A 23,370-nucleotide genomic window follows, 5' to 3' on the forward strand; every position below is an offset into this window, starting at 1 on the left:
GTGGCCCCCCCCCCCCCCCGAAGCGAGTAGTGATCCTGGAAAGCGGCGCTCAGGTGGGGTATGACACCCAAGCCGTCGTCCCCGGCCTACAACGCCACCTCGACAGCGTCGAGGTTGATGATCAGGCCCTCGAGTAGGTAGCAGCCGCACTCGAGATCCCCGCCGAAATGGGCGGGGCGTCATGAAACGACGTCAGGGTCTGTCGCATTGAAGAAGAAATTCCGAAGGAGGAATGGGTGCGACGTGAACTTCGAGCAACCATCACAGTGTGCGGAAAGGACCGACCTGTTCGATATCCTGGCCGTTAATGGTGACCATACCACGGCCATTCACGCTCACCGGGTTGGAAAGGGATGCGGTGCAGTTACTTACCCAGCTCAGCGAGGGCACGGTGATGGTTCCATTCACCGGTGCGGGAATCGCGACCTGAAGCTTGGCGAAGTAGCGATAGTACGTGACGCCGTTGTAGGAGTAGGTTTGCGAGTCTTGCTGCACCGCGGACCAGTTTCCTGTCGTTTCGGTGAAACTCAAACCTGAAAGGTTGACGAGAACTGAGGCGTAGACGGCCGTGACAGATGATGTCGGCGAGACGTTCACGATCTGGTAATAGCTCGTGCCGTCATTCTTGCTGTCTACGGTGAGGCGGCGACTGCCTGATGAGCAGCCTGAGCTGGAACGCGTGATGTAGAACGAGCGATTGATGCTGGGGCTGACTTGGGATGCGGCAACGGCGGGCGCGGCCGCGCCAACAGTGATGGCTGGGATGCTCCAGGCGATACCTGCGGCCACTTTGCGGCGAGAGGGCTGGTTCATGGTGGCTCCTGTGGCTCGTCGAGGGGGTGCTGGTTCTGATGCTAGCTCGCCACGCCATAGCCGGGCAATCTATGTGTGCCTGTGAAGACGGTACGTCAACCGTTGGAGGCGCCGACGGAACGGGACCGGCTGAGAAGCGATTCGAGGTGGCCGCGCATGTATCCGCTCCATGGCGCAGTATGGACAGATGCCGCATCGATAGATCAGGGCCTCAACGCGCCTCGTCGTGAGGAGGTTTGCTACCCGGCTGGGCTTGCTGGCACCGTTCGACGGCCCATTCCTGATCGCCCCGGGGGGTGGTTGGACCGGAAAACGGCGTCGACAACCGGAAAGCACGCCACAGAAAGACACCGAAGGCGCCCACATTGCGCCGCGACGTGCCTGCAGCGACGGCACAGTTTCATCCCGCTCCCTCACACGCGGGGCAGGCCGCAGGAACCGTCAGCCACTCGGCTAGGCGTTCAGACCACATCGACTGGGACGCCCAACCTGAGCCACGGCATTCTTCACAGGCACCCACACCCCCACTTTAGGGCCACGAAGACACTTCAATGGTGTGCCCAACTCCAGGTGCCCTGCTCCGCCCCTGAGCCGCTGGGAGCGACGAGGTCGCCAGCGCCGCTCCTTCCGCCCACGCGATGGCCATGCCTGCTCGCTTCGATGACGTGTGCCAGAGCGCCCCCAGCGACTGTAGTCCCCCTACGATCGCCCATGTCATGCTTGATCCATGAATTCATACCCGCAAGTAACGTCATCCGCTGCGGCGCCGACCAGACGGGCGGTCGCCAAGGCTGTCGCCTGGAGCGTCCCAGCCGTCGCCGTCACCGCGCCCGCGCCCGCTGTTGCAGCGAGCCGCCCGTGCGCACCCGTGATGATGGCGTGGTCCGCGATGGGCAGCTCAAGCGTCTCCAGTGGACAAAAGGCAACTGTCGGCGGCACAACGGTGACCTACACGAACACCGGCGCGACCGGAGCGCCGAGAAACTCGACGCTCACGACCGGCAACGTCGGAGGAATCCCGGCAGGACAGGGGCTGGCACTGACCTGCCCCAATGCCACGTCCACCACTGCGCAGACCATCGCCTTCTCATTCAGCTCCCCCGTCACGAACGTGTCCTTGACCATCGCCGACATCGATTGGGACAACTCGGCCTTCCAGGACCGGATCGTCATCAACACCCCCGGGTTCTCCGGGGTCCGGGGGTCGCAGATCACCGGCAGCGGCACGGCGGCTTCCCCATACCAGGCAGTCAGTTCTGTTTCAGGCGGTGTGCCTAACACGTCATCCGCCGGCAACGTCACGGTGACGTGGGCCGGGCCGCTGACGCAGCTTTCGATGACGTACGACCAAGGTGGCATTGTTTCTGGAGGCCCCTTCGTTGCGGTCTCGGGGCTCACGTTCACCCCGACAGTTTGTTGATCTGGTCGGTAGCGCCCTGGAACAAATGCGACCACCGCGTCTTGACCGGCCGCAAGCAGCACACTGCTGGACGCTTTTTGGTGCCTGTGGGCGGCGTGGAAGGCCTGCGTCGGGGCGCGTCACGCCTATGAAGCCCACCCCAAGACGTGAGAGGCTTGCACGCATGAACACCGTGACTCCGAAGGACATTGCTGACGACGCCGTCGTGCTCGACGTTCGTGAGCAGGACGAGTACGACGCCGGTCACGCGCCGCGCGCCATCCACATCCCCCTCGCGGAGCTCCCGGCCCGCGTCGGCGAGCTTCCCGAGGTCGATGGCGACCTCCCCGTCGTCTGCCGCAGCGGCGGCCGCTCGAGTCGCGCCGTGCAATGGCTCGAGGGGCAGGGTCTCGACGTGGCGAACGTCGAGGGCGGCATGAAGCAGTGGCACGCCGACGGCAAGCCGATCCAGGCTGTCGGCGGCGGCGACGCCAACGTCATCTGACGTGAGCGACTCCCCCCTCTCGCGCCGCGCGCGGCGCAACGCCGACCCGCACCCTGCGGCCGAAGACGCTGCCGCCACTGGGTCCGACACGACCTCCTCGACGAGCGACACCCGCGATGGCGCCACGTTCGTCAGCTCCCGCAAAGCCACGTCGGCGCGTTCCTCGCGTGAGGACGCCACGTCCGCCGTCTCCGGCGACGCCACCTCGTTGCGCCCTTCGCGCGACGACGGCGCTACTGCTGCAACGGCATCCGGTGACGACAAGCGTGAGCGCGAGCCACGCTCGGCGGCTCGCACGTGGCTCGACCGCCTCATCCTCGTCGTCGCCGTCTGGGCGATCTGGGCGTTCATCACGACGTTCGTCGTGCAGCCGTTCCGCATCCCGTCCGGTTCGATGGAGAACACGCTGCGGGTCGGCGACCGCATCGTCGTCGCCAAGTGGGCGCCGCGATTCACGGACGTCAAGCGCGGCGACGTCATCGTGTTCAAGGATCCGGGCGACTGGACCGACCCCGTTCCGAGCGGCAACGTCATCACCGGAGGGATCCGCAAGATCGCCGAGGTGACGCACCTGTCCGCGAGCGGCAGCCACCTCGTCAAGCGCGTCGTCGGCGTCGGCGGCGACAAGGTCTCGTGCGAGGGGCCCGGGCAGAAGCTCACCGTCAACGGTGTCGCGATCACCGAGCCGTACCTGAAATCGGGTGTGCAGCCGTGCCAGGACAAGTTCTCCATCACCGTGCCCAAGGACAAGGTGTGGGTCATGGGTGACAACCGCTCGAACTCGGCCGATAGCCGCTACCACGACGACGGCACCGGACGCCTCGGCAGCGTGCCCGTCAGCGACATCACCGGCCGGGGTCTCGCCGTCGTCTGGCCGATCGGCAACATCGCCGGCGGCCACAACGACGAGGACGCCTTCTCGAAGGTGCCCGCCGCCAAGTGATCGGTTCACGCTGAACGATCATTCGCGACGGGGCGCCGCGGCCAGTGATGGCCCGGCGCCTCACCTCGTCTGGCCGTCGGTGCCACGGCTCTCTCAGGCTGGGATGGTGGGATGTCGGGCATGAATCCGAAGCTCGCGGTGTGGCGCGATCGTCTCCTCACGATCGTCATCATCTGGGTGGCATGGGCGCTCATCTCGACGTTTGTCGCCCAGCCGTTCAAGATCCCCAGCGGGTCGATGGAGAACACGCTCGGGGTCGGCGACCGCATCGTCGTCGAGAAGTGGAGCCAGGACGTGAGGCGCGGTGACGTCGTCGTCTTCGCCGACGACCTGCACTGGGAACCCGCGCAGGCCGCACCCACGGGCTGGCGCAAGGCGGTGCGCGATGTCGCGACGGCCACGCACATCGCTGCGGAGGGCAACCACCTCGTCAAGCGCGTCGTCGGCCTGCCCGGCGACGTCGTCAGCTGCTCCGAGCCGAACGCGAAGCTGACGGTCAACGGCGTCGCCGTCGACGAGCCGTACCTGCAGGCCGGGCTCGACGGCTGCGCGCCGAGCCCCGGGCAGGCGAGCAAGTGGAGTATCACCGTGCCGGCCGGGCACATCTGGGTCATGGGCGATCACCGCGACGACTCCGCCGACAGTCGCTCGCACGACGACGGCACCGGACGCCTCGGAAGCGTGCCGCTGAGCGCCGTCACCGGGCGCGCCATCGCCGTCGTCTGGCCCCTCAACCACCTCGCAGGCGGCCACGGCGACGCAGACGCGTTCGCGAAGGTGCCCGCGCCGAAGAAGTGACCTCGGCACGCATTGCTGCCACGATGCGATGGGCTCGCTGGCGGCTCCGAGGGACAACACCACGAGCCATCAATCATGCGGTGCATCGAAGGCAAGCATCGGGGTGCTCTCCGGGGCGGAGAACTCGACATCCGGCGCGGCTTCAGGCAGGCGGCGCCAAGCCGTCAGTATCCCGGCGCGGCGGGCAGGCCGAAGAGTTTTTCGAGCGTCGCGATGTCGCGTCGCGCATGCATGAACGCTGCGACCTCGGGGCCGACGTAACGCAGGTGCCACGGTTCGGGTTCGTAGCCCGTCACAGCGTGCTGGCCCTCGGGGTAGCGCACGACGAAACCGAACTCGTGCGCATGAGCGCCCACCCAGCGACCCACGGGCGTGTCCTTGAATGCGGGCTCGAGCTCGTGCTGACGGTCGACGCCCCGCACGTCGAGGGCCAGGCCAAGCTGGTGCTCGGAGTGGCCGGGGCGCGCGGAGTACGTGTCGGCGGCCTGCTTGCCGTCGCGCGCGGCGTAGGCGTCGTAGACGCGGGCCTGGTCGTCGAAGTCGCGGTGTGCGCTGACGGCTTCGAGCGCGACGTGCTCGCGCTCGGCGCGCGCGAACATCGCGTCGAGAGGCTTGCTCAGCCGTTCGTCGATCATGACGCCGTGCGCCGCGAGGAGCTTCTTCGGCTCGTCCGAACGGGCCAGCGCGAGGCGCTTGTTGACGACGCGCAGCAACGACGAGCGCAGCGCGTCGGGCCGCGTGTCGACGCTCACCGACGTGTCGGGCGCGCTCGGGGTGCTGATGTCGATGCGGCTCACGGCGGAGTGCTTGACGGGCAACGCCACGACGACGACGCCACCTGCGGCGCGTTCGATGGCGACCGCGTCGTCCTGGTGCGCCCACAACTCGCCGTCATGGAGCCGCGCGACGACGGCGGCGACGTTCGGCGTCACGGCGAGGGCTTGCAGGTGCAGGGCGCGCAGCGCGTCCGCGTCAGTGCCGGTGACGAGCGAGGGCGATGTCGTCGATGCCGCCAGCGCCCCGGCCGAACCCGCGATTCCGGCGGCTGCCGCCAGCGCGGCCACGGGTGCGGCGAGGGCCGCGCGGCGCGTCACGTCAGCCATGGCCCTCACCCTTCTTCAAGCCCCGTCGACAACGCCCACGCTCTGGCTGCACACCTGAGTGGGGGACGAACGAAAACGGGAAGACGATCTCGTCGAGGTCACGATATCGTCACGGCGGCATCCGCGTCACACCGGGCGCCGCCCCGGACCCGGCCTCCTGGCACGATGGCGAGTAACTCGCAGGGGGGCGCGCAGTTGGCTGCATACCTTTGAATTACCCGCCATGTTGTGGCCTGCGAACTGACATCACCCGCCAGGCATCTCGCGAGCAGGCTCACTTGAGCAGCTTGCTCATCCGTCGATCGGCGAGCGGCTTGCCGCCCGTCTGACACGTCGCGCAGTACTGCAACGAACGGTCGGCGAACGACACCTCGCGGATGACGTCGCCGCACACCGGGCACGCCTCGCCCGTGCGCCCGTGCACGCGCATCCCGGCGCGTTTGGCGTCCTTGAGATCCTTCGCGGGCTTGCCGGCCGCAGCGTCGACGGCATTCGTCAGGGTCGTGATCAGCGCGTCGTACAGCGTGTCGATCTGCCCGGGCTCGAGCGATGACGTCAACGCGAACGGCGAGAGCTTCGCGACGTGGAGCACCTCGTCCGAGTAAGCGTTGCCGACGCCCGCGATCTCGTTCTGATCACGCAGCAACCCCTTGATCTGCATGCGCCTGCTCGCCACGAGCTGCCCGAACGCCTCGCGGGTGAACTCGGGCGACAGCGGGTCGATGCCGAGCTTCGCGATGCCCGGCACGTCGACGACGTCACGCACGATGTGCACGGCGAGGCGCTTCTGCGTGCCGGCCTCGGTGAGGTCGAAACCGGAGCCGTCGTCGAAGCGCACGCGCAGCGCGATCGGCGACTTGCCGGGCCGCAACACCGTCGTCGGCAGCGCGTCGGACCAGCGCAGCCAGCCGGCACGCGAGAGGTGGAACACGAGCGACAGCCCGCCGCTCGTCTCGAGGGCGATCCACTTGCCGTGGCGGCTGACGGCGTCGACGACGAGCCCCGCGAGCGCCTGCGGTGACGGGTCGAACGTCTTGAGCACGGCGATGGAGGCGAGTTCGACCCCGACGATCGCGCGCCCGACGATGCGCTCGTCGAGAAACCCGACGAGCCCGCTCACCTCTGGCAGCTCAGGCATGAACATGTCTCCTCGCCCGTCGCGCCTGCGGGGCCGCAATGGCGGCGACCGAACCACGCCCCGGATCGACGACCGCGCTCACACGTTCGTGGAGCACGAAACCGTTGGGCCCCTCGAGCCACGGCACGCCCGGCACCCGACCGGCCACGTCGTCCATCTGCAAGGGATGGCCGTGGCTGAGCAGCTGCTGCGCGGGCGTGAGCTGACGGATGGCGATACCCGCGACGTGCTCGGGATAACTGAGCGCGAACTTCTCGTACAACGCCGGGTCGTGCTGGCCATCGTCACCGACGAGGAGCCAGCGGACGTCCGGGAACTCGGACGCGAGACGCCGCAGCCAGCGACGCTTGTGCTCCGGGCCGGAGCGGAACCACGCCGTCTCCGTCGGCCCCCAGTCCGTCAGCAGCAGCGTGCCGCGCGGAAAACCGCTGCGGCGCAGGAAACGCGTGAGAACGGGTTGGGTGTTCCAGGCACCCGTCGACAGGTAGAACATCGGCGCACCCGGGTGCCCCGAGAGCATCGAGCGATAGAACGCCGCCATGCCCGGCACCTCGCGACGCACCGTCTCGCGCACGACGAACGTGTTCCACGCCGCGATGAGCGGGCGCGGCAGCGCCGTGATGAGGGCCGTGTCGTCGATGTCGCTGATGATGCCGAAGCGCGCCTCACCGCTGATGATCTGCATCGCGGCGTGCGTGACGATGCCGTCGCACTCGATCGTCGCCTCGTGCCAGCCGTCGCGCAGGCCGTGGCCGACGACCTCGATGTCGAAGTACCCGCCCCGGTCGGTGTGGCCGACGGCGCGCGCGGCGCCGAGGCTCACCGTCACCTCTTCACCGGTCTGCGGGACGGAGAAGAAGGCCCGGAATCCGCGGCGTACGAGCGAGTCGTCGTGCGCGGCGGGCACGGCGGGCTGGCCGCTCTTGCCCATGACGACGCGGCCCAGCACGACGGCGCGCCCGCCCTCGGGGATGCGGCGCTGACGGCCGCTCGGCTGCCCCGATGCACGCCACGTCTGGGTCTTCGGGCGTGGGGCGCTGACGTAGGGGTTACGCCCCTCGAGTTCGGGGTCGACCGAGCCGAACCCGACGTACGGGAACACGCGCTTGCGCCAGTGACGCCGCTCGAGCAGCGTCGACGTCGAGCTGTTCAGCCGATCCTCGAGGCGGGAGGCGATGTGCGCGCGAGACATGCCACCACCCTATGACCCCGCACCGACAACCGCTGGGCAGCGGCGAGGATACGGGGCCGGGGCGGCGGTGAGCGGTCGATGCTCAGGCGTGGGTCAGGCCTGCGTCTTCGGCAGCGCGGCTTCGACGGTGGGGGTACCCGCGTCCTCGTCGTCCTTCAGCGCCGTGATCTCGCGGACGAGGCGCTCGAACTCGGGCGTGTCGACGGTGACGCCGGCCGCGTCGAGGCCCTCCTGCAGCTTGTCGGCGATCTTCGCGTCGCTCGCGCTGTAGTCCCACGACGTCGCGGTGTCGACGGCGGCCTGCGCGGCCTGGCGTGCGGCCTGCAGCTCTTCGTCGGTGTACGAGTTCATGCTCTGCTCCTTCGCTGTGGGTCGCGTCCGAGCACCTCGGACGCCTGCAGGCCAGTGCACCACGAGCCCGACGTCCGCCGCACCGCCCTTACGGGTGGCCGCCTCCCGCATGATCCGCGGGCAGCATCCGCCCGAATGGCACACGTGTGCTCGCCAGCCTGACGAAGCCGCTGCGTGAACGCGAGGGGACGTTTGACCCATCCTGGCGCCAAACCCTAGCCCTGGGGATGTCATGTCGACCAAAATGGGGGCATGGGAAAGAAGAAGTTCAAGACGCAGGACGAGACCTGGCAGCACAACTACCCGTACGACGTGAAGATGACACGTACGGAGTACGAGTACCTCAAGCGCCAGATGCAGATCGAACTGCTCAAGATGCAGGCGTGGGTCAAGGAGAGTGGCGAGAAGGTCGTCCTCATCTTCGAGGGGCGTGACGCCGCCGGCAAGGGTGGTTCGATCAAGCGCTTCAACGAACACCTCAATCCGCGTGGTGCGCGCACCGTCGCCCTCGACAAGCCGTCCGAGCGCGAGATGGGCCAGTGGTACTTCCAGCGCTACGTCTCGCACCTGCCCACCGCCGGTGAGATCGTCTTCTTCGACCGCTCCTGGTACAACCGCGCCGGCGTCGAGCGCGTCATGGGTTACTGCACCGACGAGCAGTACGACGAGTTCATGCGCACCGCGCCGCAGTTCGAGCAGATGCTGACGGGCTCCGGCATCCACCTGCGCAAGCTGTGGTTCTCCGTCGGCAAGGCCGAGCAGCTGACGCGCTTCGAGAAGCGCCGCACCGACCCGTTGCGTCAGTGGAAGCTGTCGCCCACCGACCTCGCCTCCCTCGACAAGTGGGACGACTACACGAAGGCGAAGGAGGCCATGTTCGAGCACACCGACACCGAGTGGGCCCCGTGGACGGTCATCAAGAGCAACGACAAGAAGCGCGCCCGCGTCGAGGTCATGCGCTACGTGCTCGACTCGCTCGACTACCCGGGCAAGAACACCGACTTCATCCACGCGCCCGACCCGCTCATCGTCGGCCCCGCCAAGCACATCCTCGACGAGGGTGAGGGCGGCTTCCAGGAGGGCTACCCCGACCGTCACGACGGCGGCAAGACGCCGACGCACACGGCCCCGAAGTCGAAGTCGGCTGCCAAGGCGCGCGCCAAGGCCCAAGCCGAGGTCAAGGCGCTCGAGATGCAGCGGGCCGCCGAGTCCATCGCGCGCGGTGACGGCGACAAGTCGGCTGAGCAGAAGTCAGCCGAGGCCAAGGCGGCCGAGGGGCGCTGACGCCGCTCACGCTCGCGCAGGCGAACACGATGGCGGGTAACTCACAGGTAGGCGGGCAACTTCGCGCCTACTCGCGAGTTACCCGCCATCATGACGTTCGGGGTGGGTGGCTCGGGGGTTCGTGACGCCCGGGTCAGGGGGCGACGAGACGTCAGGGTTGAGTGTCGGCGCGCTGCTTCGCGAGGCGTCCCTCGAGGATCTCGAGAGCGGCGTCGAGCGTCGCAAGTTCGTCCTCGCTCATGCCGTCGAGCAGCGGGACGACGACCTCGGCGCGCGCCTCGCGTGCCTTCGTCAGCGTCTCCCGGCCTGCGGGCGTCATCGTGACGAGCGTCGCGCGCCCGTCGCGCGCGTCCTGTGAACGATTGACGAGGCCGAGGCCCTCGAGGCGTTTGACCTGCGTCGTCATCGTCGGTTGAGACGAGTTGTCGGCCGTCGCGAGATCGCCGATGCGTGACGGGCCGAGGTCGTTGATGAGGGAGAGCAGCCGCAGCTGAGCCGCGGGGGCGGGCAGCTGCGCGTGGCGTGACGCCCATCGGTTGAGCCGGGCCACGACGAGCAGCAGACGGTCGCCTCGTGAAGTCGTCATGCTCGCCATCGTAGGACCCGCGGGCGTCTCGAGGGGCGAGGTCAGCGTCACCGCCTCACCCCGACGGGCGGGGTGAGGCGAACATCGTTCACTGCGGCCGCAGTTCGCGCTTGAGAATCTTTCCGGTCGCGCCCTTGGGCAGCGTTTCGATGAACGTCACGTGGCGCGGGTACTTGTACGCGGCGACGCGCTCCTTCGCGAAGGCCTTGACGGCGTCGGCGTCGAGGTTCGAGCCCTCGGTGCGCACGACGAAGGCGGCGACCTCCTCGCCGTAGTGCTCGTCCGGCACACCGACGACGGCGACCTCCGCGATCTCCGGGTGCTCGTACAGCACCTCCTCGACCTCGCGGGGGTAGACGTTGTACCCGCCGCGGATGATCATGTCCTTCGAACGGTCGACGATGAAGTAGAAGCCGTCCTCGTCCTGGCGGGCGAGGTCGCCGGTGTAGAACCAGCCGTCGCGGATGGCCTTCGCCGTCTCCTCCGGCTTGTTCCAGTAGCCCTTCATGATGTTGTGCCCGCGCACGGCGACCTCGCCCACCTCACCGACGGGCAGCGGGTTGCCGTCGAGGTCGGCGACCTTCATCTCGACGCCCTCGATCGGCGTGCCGATCGAACCGGGCTTGCGCTGCGCGTTCGGGTGGTTGAACGACGCGACGGGTGAGGTCTCGCTGAGGCCGTAGCCCTCGAGGATCGTCGCGTCGAAGCGCTCCTCGAACTTGCGCAGCACCTCGACGGGCATCGCCGAACCACCCGAGATGCAGGTGCGCAGCGACGCGAGCTTCACCTCGGGTGCCTTCGCGGCGGCCGCGAGCATCGCCTGGTACATCGTCGGCACGCCCTCGAAGACGGTGACCGAGTCACGCTCGATGATCTCGAGCGCCTTCGTCGGTTCGAAGCGCGGCAGAAGGGTCAGCGTCGCGCCCCTGGAGACGGACACGGCCATCGCGCACGTCAGGCCGAAGACGTGGAACAGCGGCAGGCAACCCATGACGACGTCGTCGGACGTCACCTCGACGAGCGTGCGCGCCGTGACGTCCTGGTTCTTCTCGAGGTTGTCGTGGGTGAGCTCGGCCCCCTTCGGGCGACCCGTCGTCCCCGAGGTGTAGAGGATGACGGCGGTGTCGCTGCCATCGCGCTCGACGATGTCGGACGTCGGCTCGAACTTCGCGAGCAGGCTCTGCAGCTGATCGTCACCGACCTCGACGAACGTGACGCTCTTCTGCTCGGCCGCCTTGGCCATCTCACCGGCCATGCCGAACGCGAGCTTCACGCCGGCGTCCTCGAAGTAGTAGTCGATCTCGCGCCCCATGAACAGCGGGTTCATCGGCACGAGAACGGCGCCCGCGCGCCACACGCCGTACGCGACGACGGGGAACGCCGGCACGTTGGGCAGGCTGAGCGCGACGCGATCCCCGACGCCGACCCCCTGGTCGGCGAGGAAGGTCGCGAGTCGTTGCGTCGCGTCGTCCAGCTGCGACCACGTCAGCGTGAAGTCGTCGAGCTTGATCGCGACGTCGTCCGGCTGGCGCTCGGCGGTGCGCGTGAGGTTGGCGGCGATGTTGAGCTCGTTCGTCATGACGTGATCCTAATCACTCAGCCCGGGTGTTCAGTGACCCGGGTCACGCATGTCTCGAAACCCCGCCGCCGCACCCGTCAGCTGCTCGAGGTGATCCTGCAGCACGTCGAGCGCCCAGTCGCACGAATCACCCGGCCCCTGACGGATGAGTTGCAGCGCCAGCCCGTCGAGCAGGGCGTGCAGACGCCTGGGCTCGGAGTCGGCGCTTCGCGATCCGGCCAGCAGGCCGACCGCGTCGAGGCGGCCGATGACGATGACGCACATCTGGCGCAACGCTTCGTCGGACTTGGTGCACTCCTCGCGCATCTGCGGGTCCGCCAACGCGCTGATGGACAGAGCCAGCCAGACCTCCATCTCGACGCGGCGGTCTTCATCGAGGGGCAGGACGTGGGTGCACGCCTGCCACGCGAATTCGCGGGCGTCGAGGTCCACTGGCAACGCGCGAAATCGTTCGACCCCGCGCTGGAGCACCAGCTCCAGACAGAATCGGACGAGGCTGCGCTGCGTCGGGAAGGAGCGACGCAGTGAGCCGACCGCGAGATCCGCCTGCGCGGCGACGTTGCGAACCGACAGGCTCCGGATTCCCCGGCTACGGAGCACCTCCCATGCCGCCTCTGCGATGGCGATCTCTCTCGCGGCATGATCGATGACCTTCGGCATCCCACCACCTTAGTACGGTCGTGCTAACTTGCTTTTGGTACAACCGTACTCATTGGGAGGGTCATGATCGTCGCCATCATCGCTGCCTGCGAGATCCTCTTCTGGGTCTTCGTCATCGCGGGCCTGGCCGCGCGCTACCTCCTCGAGCGCCGGCGCCTCGGAGCTGCCCTGCTCGTCATGGCCCCCGTGACCGACCTCGTCCTCCTCGCCGCCACGGCCATCAGCCTGCACCGCGGTGACGCGGCACACCTCGGGCATGCGGTGGCCGCCGTATACATCGGATTCAGCGTGGCCTACGGCCATCGCATGATCGACTGGTGTGACACACGTTTCGCCCATCGCTTCGCGGCCGGGCCGGCGCCCGTCAAGGCGACCGGGGCGACCTACACCCGCCAGTGCTGGGCCGACGTCGCGCGGACGAGCGTGGCCGCGGCCATCACCTGCACGCTGACGGCGGTACTCATCGCGATCGCAGCCGACACCTCGTCCGCAGGCGCACTTTCGGGCAACTACACGTGGATGGGCGTCATTCTCGGCCTGGACGTGTTGTGGGCCGTCAGCTACACGCTGTGGCCACGACGCGCCTCGAAGAACGGCTGACACCACGCCGAAGGTGGGGCGCAGATCCGGGAGCGCCCGGATGCTCATGGTGGCAAGGTGGACATGCCAACCGACGACTCGAGCGACGAGGAACCGTCATGCGTCTGCCCCGACCCCGCTTCACCCCGCAGATCATGCGCGTCGTGCGTGACGTCGACCGTCTCGACCGTTCGCTGTTCACAGCGATCGCCGAGCACCGCAGCCCCATGCTCGACCGCGTCATGCCGAAGCTGAGCCGCGCCGCCGACTACTCGGTGCTGTGGATGGCGGTGGGCGCCGGGCTCGCCGCGAACGGCGACCGTCGGCTCAAGTGGGCCGCCGAACGCGGGCTCGGCAACATCGCCCTCGCGAGCCTCCTGACGAACCAGGTCGGCAAGCGGCTCGCGCCACGCCTGCGCCCCGCGATCGAGAGCGTTCCGCTGGCTCGGCGCGTCTTCCGGCTGCCGACGTCGAACTCCTTCCCCTCCGGCCACAGCGCGAGCGCCGCCGCCTTCGCCATGGGTGTGTCGACGGAAGCGCCCGCGGCCGGCATCGTCGTGCAGGCGCTCGCGGGACTCGTCGCGTTCTCCCGCATCGCGACGGGCGCCCACTACCCGAGCGACGTCGCCGTCGGCTGGGCGATCGGCTCGGCCGTCTCGACGCTCGGGGCGCGCGTGCAACCGTCCGCCCCGCCGGCAAAGGTGACGCCGTCGCCGCCGCTGACGATCGACGTGCCGCCCCACCCGCGCGGCGCGGGCGTCGTCTGCGTCATCAACCCGCGAGCAGGAGGAGGTAACGGCGCGCGCGTCATCCGACGCATCGAGAAGCTGCTGCCCGAGGCGGAGATCGTCCGCCTCGGGCAGGGGCAGGATCTCGACGACCTGCTCGCCGACGCGGCCGCGCGCTGCGACGTGCTCGGCGTCGGCGGCGGTGACGGGACGCTGCAAGCCGGTGCGCGGCACGCGATCGAGCACGACGTGCCGCTCGCGGTGTTCCCCGCCGGCACGTTCAACCACTTCGCGAAGGCGCTCGGGGTGAGCGTCGACGCGACCGCGCGGGCGATCGAGCAAGGATGGTGCACGACCGTCGACGTCGCGCGCCTCAACGGCGAGATATTCCTCAACACCGCGAGCGCCGGCTCGTACCCCGAGTTCGTCATCCGCCGCGAGAAGCTCGAGGGGCGCATCGGCAAACCGCTCGCCGCCGTCGTCGCCGGATGGCGGATGCTGCGCACCGCGGAGCCGTTCACGTTGCGCTACGACAACCGCGAGTACACCCTCGCCGGCATCTTCATCGGCAACGGCCGCTACGACCCGCCCGGCGACGCACCGCAGACGCGGCTGCGCATGGACGACGGGCAGCTCGACCTGCGGTTCTTGGAGCGAGGCTCGCGGTGGGCCGCCGTCCGCACGCTGTTCGCCGTCTTCACCGGCGGGCTCGGACGGTTGCCGCTCTACCACGAGTTCGACGCGCCGAAGGCTCACCTCGAGGTCGTCGGCGGTCCCATCCCGTTCGCCCGCGACGGCGAGGTGACCGGCTCGGGGACGGTGCTCGACCTCGACGTCGCCTACCGCGCTCTCACCGTCTATCGGCCGCGCACAGGCAGTTGGAGTCGCGTGCTGCGACGCTTCGGATGGCGCCGCCAGGGCGTCACAGCCAGCTGACGCGGCCGGCGAGCAGCTCGTAACCGACGAAGCTGACGACGTCGAGGATCGTGTGCGCGACGATGAGCGGCAGGACGCGTCGCGTGCGCGTGTAGAGCCAGCCGAAGATCAGGCCCATGACGACGTTGCCGACGAACCCGCCGAGGCCCTGGTACAGGTGGTAGCTGCCGCGGATCAGCGCGCTCACGACGATCACCTTCGTGCGCCCCCACCCGGCCTGCGACCAGCGCGTGAAGAGGTAGCCGATCATGACGACCTCTTCGAGGATCGCGTTCTGCGCGGCGGCGAGGACGAGGATCGGAAAGACCCACCAGTGCTCGCCCAAGCCGGACGCGACGACCGTCGTGTTGATGCCCATGGCCCGCGAGACGAGGTATAGCGCGAGGCCCGGGATGCCGATGACGGCGGCGAGCAGCGCACCGAGGACGGCGTCGGGTGCCTGGCGTGTGCGGTCGATCCCGAGGTAGGCCAGCGGCTTTCGCAGTTCGCGCGACAGCAGGAGAACGACGAGCGCGACCGGCACGAGCGCCAGCGCGATCTGCACGAGCTGATAGACGACGTCGAGCCACTGCGTGCTCGAACGCGACGAGTTGAGCGTCGATGTCTGCTGACTGATCGACGTGTGCGTCGCGCGCGCCGTCAGGGCCGTGCGCAGCAGCGAAAGCGCCGACCAGATCGCGCTCGCGCCGAGGCTGAGCAGCAGGACGATGACCGTCTCGGCGAGCAGTTGACGCCGCGGCAGGCGCGTGCGCGCCACGTCGAGTCTCGTACCAGGCCAGGCCATCTGGCCTCGCAGACGACCGAGCGCTGATCGTGCGCACTCACTCGGCGCGTCGACTCGGGTACTCACCGAAGCAGCGTGGGGTTCAGCAGCACAGCGCGGTTCACGAGACGCCGACAGAGCCGGCGTCGTCATCATCGGTGCCCCTGCCGGTGACGACGTCGTCAAAGTCAGCGTCGGCGTCGGGTCCACCGTCAGCCTCGGCGTCGGGTTCTGCCTCGTCATCGAGGACGTGAACCGGGGCCTCGTCGTAGGGGTCGTTGATCGTGTCGTCGCTCATGTCAGCTCCTCGCTCGTCGAATGTTCGTCCTGGCCCGTCGTCGGTGTGCCAGCGGCCGCGCGTCACTCGTCGCGGCGCGAGGTGAACGCGCTGCCGACACTGCCACTCGGGCGATGCGCGGGTACGTCGGGGCGGGCCTCGTCGCGTTCTTCGCCGTCGACCCGGGACGCGACGTGTCGCTCGCCGTTGACGGGCTCGCCGTCGTCGAGCCCGTCGGACGGGTTGTCACGGCGCGAGCCTGCTGCATCCGAACGTCCTGCACCTGCGAGTCCTGCGCCGGCGCGTCCTGCGTCCGAATGGCCGCCGCTAGAACGTCCTGCACGCCGCGAGCCACCGTCGCGTCGCTCACGCTCAGCGCTCACGGGCGCATCGTCGAGGCGACGCACGACGGTGAACCAGGTGATGGCGAAACCGGCGACGAGCGCCAGCAGCGCTGCGGGCCACAGCTGAGCGACGAGCCAGATCATCGGACGCTCCCCGCGTCGCCCTCGTGTTGCTCGTCGAGTTGGCGCAGGTCGCGGCGCGTCGGGTAGAGCGCGGCGGCGAGCAGCCAGGCGATGAGGGCGCCGAGCACGAAACAGACGAGCATGACGAAGACGCTGTCGATCACGAGGTTCATCGGTGCACCTTCACCGTGCGGACGCCGTCGACGTGCGACGCGGCGTCGCGCACCGAGTCGATGGCGTCGTTGCCCGAACGCGCCGGGACGACGGCGGTGACGTCGCGGCCGTCGACCGAGACGGAGACCTGAGCGACGCCCGTGCCGGCGACGCTGCGCTCGACTCGCTGCTGCAGGTTGGATTCGATCGAGGACTTGCCGAGGAACGCGGCCGCAGCGCCGAGAACGAGTGGGACGACGACGAACGCCGCCCACCACGCCCGACTGAGTCGGGCGCGCACGCGCGTGCCTGAACGCTCCACTGCGTCTCCTTCGTTCTTCAGGTGCTCGTCGAACGTCGCCATTGTGCCTGGCGTCACCGACAACGCCGTCGTCACGCGCCGTTCGATGCGGCGACGACACCCGGTTCCTCGCGGTTCGGAACGCCGCCCTGTGCCGCCTCGCCCACCTGGTCGAGGCGACGGAACGGGTGGGCCGCCTCGATCTGCAGGGCCAGCCGCAGCAGCGTGTTCTCGTCGCCGATCTGCCCGGAGATCATGACGCCGACCGGTAGCCCGTCATCGGTCCGTCCGAGCGGCAGGCTGATGGCGGGTGCGCCCGTCGCGTTGTGCAGCGGCGTGAAGGCACAGTAGGCGAGCACGCGCTCGAGGTGCGTCTCGTAGTCGAGATCGCCTGCGAGATAACCGATCTCGGGTGCGACGTGGGCGAGGACGGGTGAGACGAAGACATCGGGGCCGCTCGCCATCTGCGAACGGTACACACGACCCGACGCCTGCAGACGCGCGAGGAACTTCGGCGCGTGCGCGAGCCGGCGGCGTCCCATCTGCGCGAGCCCGAGCGTCAACGGGTCGAGCTTGCTCGCGTCGAAATCCTTGTGGAACAGGCGCTTGCCGCCCGCCACCGTGTTGAACGCGAGGAAACCCCAGTAGTCGAGGAAATCCTGTTGGAACGACTCGGGAATCGTCGGTTGCCAGTCGACGATGTCGTGCCCGAGCCCGCCCAGCATCGTGAGAGCCGTGTCGACGGCGGCTCGCGTCGGTGCATCCGACGGAGGCGCGAACGGACTGTCGTGCATGAACCCGATGCGCAGCGGGCGCGTCAGCCCGGGGTGCGACGTGACGTCGATCGGCGGTAGGCGACGCGCCGGGTGCACGCGCTGGGCGTCCTCGAAGAACGTGACGGTGTCGCGCACCGTGCGCGTCAGCACCGAGTCGGTGACGATCTTCACCGGCATCTGCGCGGAACTCTCACCGATGATGAGGCGCCCGCGCGTCGGTTTGAGGCCGACGAGGCCGCACGTCGCGGCAGGAATGCGGATCGAGCCACCACCGTCGTTGCCGTGCGCGATGGGGACGACGCCCGACGCGACGAGCGCCGCCGAACCGCCGGAGGAACCGCCCGAACTGCGCGACGTGTCCCACGGGTTGCGCGTGACGTTGCCGCCAGGGCGTTCCGTCGTCGCCGTCCAGCCGAACGGCGGCATCGTCGTCGTGCCGATGGGGACGATGCCCGTGCCGAGGATCTGCGTCACGACCTTGCCGCTGCGGCGGTTGCTGACGCGCGGCATCGCCTCCGACCCCTGCGTCATCGGCACGCCGGCGACGACGACGTTGTCCTTGAACGCGCTCGGCACGCCGCGCAGCGCGGCGTCCGGATGATCGTGGCGCCCACCTCCGAGGCCCGCGTCGATACGACCAGCACGCTGACGGGCGCGCTTGGCGTCGATGAACTCGATGGCGTTGAGCACCCCGTCGACCTTCTCCGCGCGCGCGAGCGCAGCCTCGACGGCCTCCGTCGCGCTGATGCGGCCCGAGTCGATGGCGTCGGCGAGCGCTGTCGCGTCCATGTCACCGAGCGCATCGTCGGTGAACGCGTGGATCTGCTTCGGCCTCGTCTCGGACATCATCTGACCCCTTTTCGTCGTGGCAGCTTCGATCTGCCAGTGTGCCGCCTGCGACGCCGCCTGTGGGCCGAAGCGCGCAACTCGGGTGGCCGATGCCGCCCGTGTCGCCGATGTCGGCATGGCCCCGACGATGGTGGTGGCGGTGCGTGAGAGGGCACGCCTCCCTGGGCATCGTGGCGATTCAGCGGGCCGAGGTGGGCGCGAGGTTCGGGGCGGGGATTCCGTTGTCGTGCAGCAGGGTTCGCGCCGCGTGCCAGCCGCACATGCCGTGGACGCTGGGGCCCGGCGTCGTCGCTCCCGACGCGAGGTAGACACCGTCGGCGGGTGTGCGCCACGGCGTCGGTGACACGACGGGACGCTTGAGCATCTGCGTCATCGTGACGGCGCCGCTCGCGAAGTCGCCGCCCGCGAAGTTGGGACTGACGGCCGCCGCGAACTCGTCGGCGCGCGTCGCTGTTGAGGCGAGCACGAGGTCACGGAAACCCGGGGCGTGCTCCTCGACGGCGGCGAGGACGGCCTCGGTGGCGTCGACGTCACTGTCGAACGGCACGTGGACGTACGCCCAGAACGTCGCCTGCCCGGCCGGCGCGCGCGTGGAATCGACGACACTCGGCTGCACGGCCAGAACGTAGGGACGCTCGGGCACCCGCCCGCGCGCGACGTCGTTCTCCGCCGCCGCGATCTGCTCGCGTGTGCCGCCGAGGTGCACCGTGGGGGCCTCGCCGATGCGCGGATCGCTCCACGGGACCGGCCCGGCGAGCGCCATGTCGACCTTGCTCACGCCGCTGCCCGGCTTGAACCGCTCGAGAGCGCGCCGATAGCGATCAGGCAGGCGCGCGGCGGCCATCGTCAGGAACGCGGGGACGCCGACGTCGAGCACGGCCGCGTCGTACTCGTCGAGCTGCGCGAGGTCAGTGACCTCCCGCCCGAGGTGGACGCGCCCACCGTGCGCCTCGAGGTCCGCGACGAGCGCGTCGACGATCGCCTGTGAACCACCGACCGGCACCGGCCAACCCTGCGCGTGCGCGGTTGCGCTCAGCATGAGCCCGCCACCGGCCATGGCGAGAGTGGGGTGGCGGCCGATCGTGTGCGCGGCGCACCCCGTCAGCATCGCCGGGGCGACGTCCTCGACGAACCGGCGTGACCATGCGGGCGTGCCCGCCTCCAGGACGCGCGCGCCGTAGACGGCCGCCGCGATCGGGTCGCGTGGCACCCGCAGCAGCGTGTTCATCGTCATGTCGGTGACGCCGCGCAGGCGCTCGACGACGGGGCCGAGGAAGGAGCGGTAGGCGTCACCGTCCGCGCCGAGTGCGTCGGCCGCACGGTCGAGGTCGCGATACCCGATGCCGCTACGGCCCCCCGGCAACGGATGTGCGAACGAGGCCTCGGGCACGACGAGGCCGATGCGCCGCGCAAGGTCGAACTCCTGGAAGAACGGGCTCGCGAGCGCCATCGGGTGGACGGCGCTCGCGACGTCGTGGCGAAAACCCGGCAGGCTGAGTTCGCGGGTGGCCGCGCCACCGCCCGTCCACCCGTTGCGTTCGAAGACGTCGACGGCGAGCCCGGCGCGCGCCAGCGTCACGGCCGCGGCGAGGCCGTTGGGTCCGGCGCCGACCACGGCCACGCGCGTCAAGTTCATGCGTGAAGCGTAAGGACGCGGCTACGGACGCGGGGCGCCGGGGACGAATGTGACCCAGAATCGCAGGTGTGCACGGCTCAGAAGCGGACGTCGGCGGGGGCGTGCGTCGTCGGCAGACGCGCCTCGACCCAGGCTGCGTACCCGCCGATGACGTCGGTCGCGTTGACGAGCCCGACGTCCTGAAGCGCCCGCGCCGCGACGCTCGAGGAGAAACCGTGGCGGCAGATGACGATGTATCGCGTCTCCCAGCTGCTCGCCTCCGGGATGCGCCACGCGTTGCTCGGATCAAGACGCCACTCGAGCACCGTGCGGTCGATGACGAGCGCACCCGGGATGTTCGCGCTCTCGGCGCGATGCTCCGCCGTCCGCGTGTCGACGATGACGGCCCCACGCTGCTGCTCGTCGAACGCCTGGCGCGGTGTCAGCCGACTCCATCCCTGACGCACGCGCGCGAGGTAGCCGGTCGAACCGCGGTCGCTGTCAGCTGGCATGGCCGGGCCGGTGGGGCGGACCTGCGACGGTCGCCTGGCTTCGTTCGTCCCCTTGTTCGGGGTCATGTGCGCCGAATGATCTCGGTGTCGTCGTCTCCGCCGCGCCCGTGGCGCGGCGCGCTCGCGCCGTCAGTGCCGACGTCACGACCGGGACGTCCGGGGCGCATGGCCTGCGTCCGGGCGTCGTCATCGCCGTTGTCGGCGCGCACGGGACGGAAGGCCTGCGTCCGCGCGTCATCGTCGCCGTCATTGGCTCGCGCGGGCCAAAGCGCCTGCGTCCGGGCCTCGTCGCGTGACGTGCCGTAGGGCGGGGTGTGGTCGACGGCGGCTTCACCCGAGCGCTCGTACCACCGCGTCGAGCTGGGCGTGTCGTCGAAGTCACCGAAGTCGTCGTACGGGCGACTGTCGGCGCGGCCACCGAGCGGGAGGGGACGCTCGGCGGCGCGCGATGCGTCGTCGAGACGCTCGTCGGTGCGAGCGTCCGCCGGGTGCGCACCTTGCGCAGAGCCACCCTCGAGCACTCCCGCGCGGCGCTCACGCCGACGCCGTGAGGCGCGCGAGATGGCACGCACGATCGCGAGGAGGATCGCCAGCACGAGCCCGAGCGTCAGGCCGAGCACGAGACCCGTCCAGTTGTCGACGACGTCCTGGCTCGAGCAACTGCGCTTGAGTTCGGGGTAGAGATCCTGCAGCGTCTCGATGCCCGGCGGCAGCGCGAACAACACCATGACGCCGAGGATCTTGCGCCACACGCCGTCGAGCAGCATGACGCCGACGCCTGCAGGCAGGAACAGCCACACGTTCGGGGGCCGCGAGCCGGCGCTGAACCAGTACTCACGGGCCAGAGGCCGCCACACCGACCAGTCGCAGCCCGCCGTCGGCACGCCGAAGTAGTCGTTCTTGACCGGGCTCAACGTCACGACGGCCGCGACGACGAGACACCACGTCAGCAGTGCGAACCCGAGCCGATCGGCGCGTGAGCGGCGCGTCGGGAAGAGCAACGTCGTCAGCAGCGCGAGGACGAACCCGCCGAGCACGGCCGGGCCTGTCCAGGGAAGGGCCTTGAGAATGAGCTGCAGCTGCTCGAGCATGGCGCCTCCAGGGCTTCCCGGCGTGGATTGGATGACGCAACACGGTAGCAACCAGGCGTGACCTGTTCGTTATCGACGCGCGGGCGGCGGGTCGACCGTTCGCCGTCAGTGCCCTGGCGATGTCGGCCAGCGTTTGGGATGTCCAGACTCAGATGAACCCTGTGAAAGCCCCCGGCTTGGCTGCCTCACTTCCTGGACGCGCAGGTTCGTGCCCGTCGTCGACGCAATCGAGATGGGGCATCTGACCGCGCAACTGCGTCAGGGCGTATCGACGCAGAACGTCCCGGCCACCTCAGGGTGACCGGGACGTTTCACGTGAAACACGCTGACGGATCAGCCGCGGATGCTCGCGTCGAACGCGCCGAGTGCGGCCGTCGCGCCGGAGCCTTCGGCAACGACGATCTGCTTGTACGGCTCGGTCGTGACATCGCCGGCGGCGAAGATGGCCGGGTCGGACGTCGCACCGCGGTCGGAGATGACGATCTCCTTGCGCTCGTTGAGGTCGACGACACCGTCGAGGAACTCGGTGTTCGGCAGCAGGCCGATCTGGACGAACACGCCCTCGACGTCGATGATCTTGCTCTCGTTGGTCTCGCGGTCGGTGTACGTCAGGCCGGTGACGCCCTTGCCGTCGCCGACGACCTCACTCGTCGCGGCCGACAGGATGATGTCGACGTTGGGCAGCGACTTGAGCTTGCGCTGCAGCACGTCGTCGGCGCGCATCGTGTCGAGGAACTCGACGACGGTGACGTGCCCGACGACGCCCGCCAGGTCGATCGCAGCCTCGACGCCGGAGTTGCCGCCACCGATGACGGCGACGCTCTTGCCCTTGAACAGCGGACCGTCGCAGTGCGGGCAGAAGGTGACGCCCTTGTTGCGGTACTCCTCCTCGCCCGGAACGCCCATGCGACGCCAGCGGGCACCCGTCGCGATGATGACCTGCTTGGCGCGCAGTTCGGCGCCCGTCTCGGTGACGACCTTCTTGAGGCCGTCCTCGTCGGTGATGGACGCGACCTTCTGCGCCTTCATCACGTCGATCTCGTACTCGTGCAGGTGCGCCTCGAGCGCGGCGGCGAGCTTGGGGCCCTCCGTGTACGGCATCGAGATGAAGTTCTCGATGGCGTTCGTGTCGAGCACCTGGCCGCCGATGCGCTCGGCGACGAGGCCGGTGCGGATGCCCTTGCGTGCGGTGTAGATCGCGGCCGCGACGCCCGCGGGGCCACCACCGATGACGAGGACGCCGAACGGCTCCTTCTCGCTGAGCTTCGCGGCGGCCTTCGCGTCGGCGCCGGTGTCGAGCTTGCTGATGAAGTCTTCGACGGTCATGCGGCCCTGGCCGAAGACCTCGCCGTTGAGGTAGACCGTCGGGACGGCCTTGATGTCGCGTGCCTCGATCTCGTCCTGGAACGCGCCACCCTCGATCGCGATGTGGTGGATGTTCGGGTTGAGCACGCTCATCGCGTTGAGCGCCTGCACGACGTCCGGGCAGTTCTGGCACGTCAGCGACATGTACGTCTCGAAGTTGAACGTGCCCTCGATGTCGCGGATCTGCTGCGCCTGCTCGTCACTGATCTTGACGGGGTGACCACCGACCTGCAGCAACGCGAGGACGAGCGACGTGAACTCGTGCCCCATCGGCAGACCCGCGAAGTGGACGCCGACGTCCGTGCCGGCGCGAGCGATCTCGAAGCTCGGGCGACGCTCGTTGTCGTCGCTGCGCTCGTAGCTCACCTTGTCGTGCAGCGCCTCGATCTCCTTGAGGAGCTCTTCGGTCTGCTTCGACTTGTCGGAGTCGTCGAGGCTGGCGCGCAGCACGATCGGTTCACGAAGGTTGCCGAGCAGCTGCTGCAGCTGGGCTGTCATGTTGGCGTCGAGAACGGCCATGGGGTGCCTCCTGGTGTCGGCGAGGGGACGAAAAAGGTACGGGTTGGCCCGAACGGGGCGGTGTGTCAAGAATCTGTGGAGAGAAGGT

The 23,370-nt window shown here is 68.9% G+C and carries 25 protein-coding genes; 6 read left to right on the top strand and 19 right to left on the bottom strand.

From position 1 onward, the window contains the following. Positions 1-261 precede the first annotated feature (261 nt). Positions 262-813 carry a hypothetical protein gene (locus AC1RS9_RS12180; protein ID WP_143181221.1) on the bottom strand — a complete coding sequence of 184 codons (552 nt, stop codon included), beginning with the start codon at positions 811-813 and terminating at the stop codon, positions 262-264. 948 nt (positions 814-1,761) lie between these two features. Further along, positions 1,762-2,217 (bottom strand): hypothetical protein, encoded by a 456-nt coding sequence (locus tag AC1RS9_RS12185; protein ID WP_131940286.1) that lies wholly within the window; start codon positions 2,215-2,217, stop codon positions 1,762-1,764. Between the two features lie 179 nt (positions 2,218-2,396). Between AC1RS9_RS12185 and AC1RS9_RS12190 the strand changes: the two genes are divergently transcribed. From AC1RS9_RS12190 to lepB (AC1RS9_RS12200), 3 genes are all read left to right on the top strand, one after another. Then, positions 2,397-2,717: a rhodanese-like domain-containing protein gene (locus tag AC1RS9_RS12190; protein ID WP_006943527.1), complete on the top strand. Its 321-nt coding sequence runs from the start codon at positions 2,397-2,399 to the stop codon at positions 2,715-2,717. A 1-nt stretch (position 2,718) separates the two neighbouring features. Further along, complete coding sequence (lepB, locus tag AC1RS9_RS12195; RefSeq protein ID WP_006943518.1) at positions 2,719-3,660, top strand: signal peptidase I; 942 nt, start codon at positions 2,719-2,721, stop codon at positions 3,658-3,660. A 120-nt stretch (positions 3,661-3,780) separates the two neighbouring features. Continuing rightward, on the top strand, positions 3,781-4,458 hold the full coding sequence (gene lepB / locus AC1RS9_RS12200) for a signal peptidase I (RefSeq protein ID WP_160126163.1): 678 nt from the start codon (positions 3,781-3,783) through the stop codon (positions 4,456-4,458). A gap of 164 nt (positions 4,459-4,622) precedes the next feature. Here the strand turns inward: lepB (AC1RS9_RS12200) and AC1RS9_RS12205 are convergent, their stop codons facing one another. From AC1RS9_RS12205 to AC1RS9_RS12220, 4 genes are all read right to left on the bottom strand, one after another. Then, a complete protein-coding gene (locus AC1RS9_RS12205) occupies positions 4,623-5,561 on the bottom strand; it encodes a M15 family metallopeptidase (protein ID WP_082740444.1) in 939 nt (312 codons plus the stop codon). 274 nt (positions 5,562-5,835) lie between these two features. Beyond that, a complete protein-coding gene (locus tag AC1RS9_RS12210) occupies positions 5,836-6,699 on the bottom strand; it encodes an Fpg/Nei family DNA glycosylase (protein WP_006943568.1) in 864 nt (287 codons plus the stop codon). Continuing rightward, positions 6,692-7,891 carry an App1 family protein phosphatidate phosphatase gene (locus AC1RS9_RS12215; RefSeq protein WP_006943514.1) on the bottom strand — a complete coding sequence of 400 codons (1,200 nt, stop codon included), beginning with the start codon at positions 7,889-7,891 and terminating at the stop codon, positions 6,692-6,694. The genes AC1RS9_RS12210 and AC1RS9_RS12215 overlap by 8 nt, the downstream gene beginning before the upstream one ends. A 93-nt stretch (positions 7,892-7,984) precedes the next feature. Continuing rightward, positions 7,985-8,242 carry a hypothetical protein gene (locus AC1RS9_RS12220; protein WP_006943508.1) on the bottom strand — a complete coding sequence of 86 codons (258 nt, stop codon included), beginning with the start codon at positions 8,240-8,242 and terminating at the stop codon, positions 7,985-7,987. A 252-nt stretch (positions 8,243-8,494) separates the two neighbouring features. Between AC1RS9_RS12220 and ppk2 the strand changes: the two genes are divergently transcribed. Next, complete coding sequence (gene ppk2 / locus AC1RS9_RS12225; protein ID WP_062256158.1) at positions 8,495-9,526, top strand: polyphosphate kinase 2; 1,032 nt, start codon at positions 8,495-8,497, stop codon at positions 9,524-9,526. Positions 9,527-9,677: 151 nt separating this feature from the next. Here the strand turns inward: ppk2 and AC1RS9_RS12230 are convergent, their stop codons facing one another. From AC1RS9_RS12230 to AC1RS9_RS12240, 3 genes are all read right to left on the bottom strand, one after another. Further along, complete coding sequence (locus AC1RS9_RS12230) at positions 9,678-10,112, bottom strand: MarR family winged helix-turn-helix transcriptional regulator (protein WP_040014252.1); 435 nt, start codon at positions 10,110-10,112, stop codon at positions 9,678-9,680. 88 nt (positions 10,113-10,200) lie between these two features. Beyond that, the gene (locus AC1RS9_RS12235) at positions 10,201-11,691 is read right to left on the bottom strand and encodes a long-chain-fatty-acid--CoA ligase (RefSeq protein WP_074040119.1); all 1,491 of its coding nucleotides are present in this window, start codon (positions 11,689-11,691) and stop codon (positions 10,201-10,203) included. Between the two features lie 30 nt (positions 11,692-11,721). Continuing rightward, positions 11,722-12,351, bottom strand: coding sequence for a TetR/AcrR family transcriptional regulator (locus tag AC1RS9_RS12240; RefSeq protein ID WP_074040117.1), 630 nt, complete (start codon positions 12,349-12,351; stop codon positions 11,722-11,724). A 63-nt stretch (positions 12,352-12,414) separates the two neighbouring features. Here AC1RS9_RS12240 and AC1RS9_RS12245 point away from each other — a divergent pair, with 63 nt between their 5' ends. Together AC1RS9_RS12245 and AC1RS9_RS12250 are read left to right on the top strand one after the other, a co-directional pair. Further along, the gene (locus tag AC1RS9_RS12245) at positions 12,415-12,951 is read left to right on the top strand and encodes a hypothetical protein (RefSeq protein ID WP_062256154.1); all 537 of its coding nucleotides are present in this window, start codon (positions 12,415-12,417) and stop codon (positions 12,949-12,951) included. 98 nt (positions 12,952-13,049) lie between these two features. Beyond that, on the top strand, positions 13,050-14,594 hold the full coding sequence (locus tag AC1RS9_RS12250) for a bifunctional phosphatase PAP2/diacylglycerol kinase family protein (protein WP_492921652.1): 1,545 nt from the start codon (positions 13,050-13,052) through the stop codon (positions 14,592-14,594). Here AC1RS9_RS12250 and AC1RS9_RS12255 read toward each other — a convergent pair. The 10 genes from AC1RS9_RS12255 to ahpF form a co-directional block, all read right to left on the bottom strand. Next, entirely contained in the window at positions 14,581-15,351 is a 771-nt protein-coding gene (locus AC1RS9_RS12255) for a CPBP family intramembrane glutamic endopeptidase (RefSeq protein ID WP_006943541.1), read from the bottom strand. The two genes, AC1RS9_RS12250 and AC1RS9_RS12255, sit on opposite strands and share 14 nt — an antisense overlap. A 127-nt stretch (positions 15,352-15,478) precedes the next feature. Then, on the bottom strand, positions 15,479-15,655 hold the full coding sequence (locus AC1RS9_RS12260; protein ID WP_281711525.1) for a hypothetical protein: 177 nt from the start codon (positions 15,653-15,655) through the stop codon (positions 15,479-15,481). 62 nt (positions 15,656-15,717) lie between these two features. Then, a complete protein-coding gene (locus AC1RS9_RS12265; RefSeq protein ID WP_006943566.1) occupies positions 15,718-16,122 on the bottom strand; it encodes a hypothetical protein in 405 nt (134 codons plus the stop codon). Continuing rightward, a complete protein-coding gene (locus AC1RS9_RS12270) occupies positions 16,119-16,274 on the bottom strand; it encodes a lipopolysaccharide assembly protein LapA domain-containing protein (protein ID WP_006943511.1) in 156 nt (51 codons plus the stop codon). Before AC1RS9_RS12270 ends, AC1RS9_RS12265 begins: the two co-directional genes overlap by 4 nt. After that, entirely contained in the window at positions 16,271-16,576 is a 306-nt protein-coding gene (locus AC1RS9_RS12275; RefSeq protein WP_156444955.1) for a hypothetical protein, read from the bottom strand. The genes AC1RS9_RS12270 and AC1RS9_RS12275 overlap by 4 nt, the downstream gene beginning before the upstream one ends. A gap of 71 nt (positions 16,577-16,647) precedes the next feature. Continuing rightward, entirely contained in the window at positions 16,648-18,177 is a 1,530-nt protein-coding gene (locus AC1RS9_RS12280) for an amidase (protein WP_492921656.1), read from the bottom strand. Between the two features lie 181 nt (positions 18,178-18,358). Further along, positions 18,359-19,816, bottom strand: coding sequence for a phytoene desaturase family protein (locus AC1RS9_RS12285; protein ID WP_492921658.1), 1,458 nt, complete (start codon positions 19,814-19,816; stop codon positions 18,359-18,361). A 77-nt stretch (positions 19,817-19,893) separates the two neighbouring features. Continuing rightward, positions 19,894-20,307 carry a rhodanese-like domain-containing protein gene (locus AC1RS9_RS12290; RefSeq protein WP_235006060.1) on the bottom strand — a complete coding sequence of 138 codons (414 nt, stop codon included), beginning with the start codon at positions 20,305-20,307 and terminating at the stop codon, positions 19,894-19,896. 62 nt (positions 20,308-20,369) lie between these two features. Next, a complete protein-coding gene (locus tag AC1RS9_RS12295; protein WP_492921660.1) occupies positions 20,370-21,398 on the bottom strand; it encodes a hypothetical protein in 1,029 nt (342 codons plus the stop codon). 333 nt (positions 21,399-21,731) lie between these two features. Beyond that, positions 21,732-23,282, bottom strand: coding sequence for an alkyl hydroperoxide reductase subunit F (ahpF, locus tag AC1RS9_RS12300; protein ID WP_472607528.1), 1,551 nt, complete (start codon positions 23,280-23,282; stop codon positions 21,732-21,734). Positions 23,283-23,370: the final 88 nt, after the last annotated feature.

Source organism: Dermacoccus sp. MPR-E5, assembly GCF_058809565.1.

Coding starts and splice junctions, on each gene's coding strand:
- AC1RS9_RS12180 (WP_143181221.1), bottom strand. CDS start 813: ATGAACCAGCCCTCTCGCCGCAAAGTGGCCGCAGGTATCGCCTGGAGC.
- AC1RS9_RS12190 (WP_006943527.1), top strand. CDS start 2,397: ATGAACACCGTGACTCCGAAGGACATTGCTGACGACGCCGTCGTGCTC.
- lepB (WP_160126163.1), top strand. CDS start 3,781: ATGAATCCGAAGCTCGCGGTGTGGCGCGATCGTCTCCTCACGATCGTC.
- AC1RS9_RS12205 (WP_082740444.1), bottom strand. CDS start 5,561: ATGGCTGACGTGACGCGCCGCGCGGCCCTCGCCGCACCCGTGGCCGCG.
- AC1RS9_RS12210 (WP_006943568.1), bottom strand. CDS start 6,699: ATGCCTGAGCTGCCAGAGGTGAGCGGGCTCGTCGGGTTTCTCGACGAG.
- AC1RS9_RS12215 (WP_006943514.1), bottom strand. CDS start 7,891: ATGTCTCGCGCGCACATCGCCTCCCGCCTCGAGGATCGGCTGAACAGC.
- AC1RS9_RS12220 (WP_006943508.1), bottom strand. CDS start 8,242: ATGAACTCGTACACCGACGAAGAGCTGCAGGCCGCACGCCAGGCCGCG.
- ppk2 (WP_062256158.1), top strand. CDS start 8,495: ATGGGAAAGAAGAAGTTCAAGACGCAGGACGAGACCTGGCAGCACAAC.
- AC1RS9_RS12230 (WP_040014252.1), bottom strand. CDS start 10,112: ATGACGACTTCACGAGGCGACCGTCTGCTGCTCGTCGTGGCCCGGCTC.
- AC1RS9_RS12235 (WP_074040119.1), bottom strand. CDS start 11,691: ATGACGAACGAGCTCAACATCGCCGCCAACCTCACGCGCACCGCCGAG.
- AC1RS9_RS12240 (WP_074040117.1), bottom strand. CDS start 12,351: ATGCCGAAGGTCATCGATCATGCCGCGAGAGAGATCGCCATCGCAGAG.
- AC1RS9_RS12245 (WP_062256154.1), top strand. CDS start 12,415: ATGATCGTCGCCATCATCGCTGCCTGCGAGATCCTCTTCTGGGTCTTC.
- AC1RS9_RS12250 (WP_492921652.1), top strand. CDS start 13,050: ATGCGTCTGCCCCGACCCCGCTTCACCCCGCAGATCATGCGCGTCGTG.
- AC1RS9_RS12260 (WP_281711525.1), bottom strand. CDS start 15,655: ATGAGCGACGACACGATCAACGACCCCTACGACGAGGCCCCGGTTCAC.
- AC1RS9_RS12265 (WP_006943566.1), bottom strand. CDS start 16,122: ATGATCTGGCTCGTCGCTCAGCTGTGGCCCGCAGCGCTGCTGGCGCTC.
- AC1RS9_RS12270 (WP_006943511.1), bottom strand. CDS start 16,274: ATGAACCTCGTGATCGACAGCGTCTTCGTCATGCTCGTCTGTTTCGTG.
- AC1RS9_RS12280 (WP_492921656.1), bottom strand. CDS start 18,177: ATGTCCGAGACGAGGCCGAAGCAGATCCACGCGTTCACCGACGATGCG.
- AC1RS9_RS12285 (WP_492921658.1), bottom strand. CDS start 19,816: ATGAACTTGACGCGCGTGGCCGTGGTCGGCGCCGGACCCAACGGCCTC.
- AC1RS9_RS12290 (WP_235006060.1), bottom strand. CDS start 20,307: ATGCCAGCTGACAGCGACCGCGGTTCGACCGGCTACCTCGCGCGCGTG.
- AC1RS9_RS12295 (WP_492921660.1), bottom strand. CDS start 21,398: ATGCTCGAGCAGCTGCAGCTCATTCTCAAGGCCCTTCCCTGGACAGGC.
- ahpF (WP_472607528.1), bottom strand. CDS start 23,282: ATGGCCGTTCTCGACGCCAACATGACAGCCCAGCTGCAGCAGCTGCTC.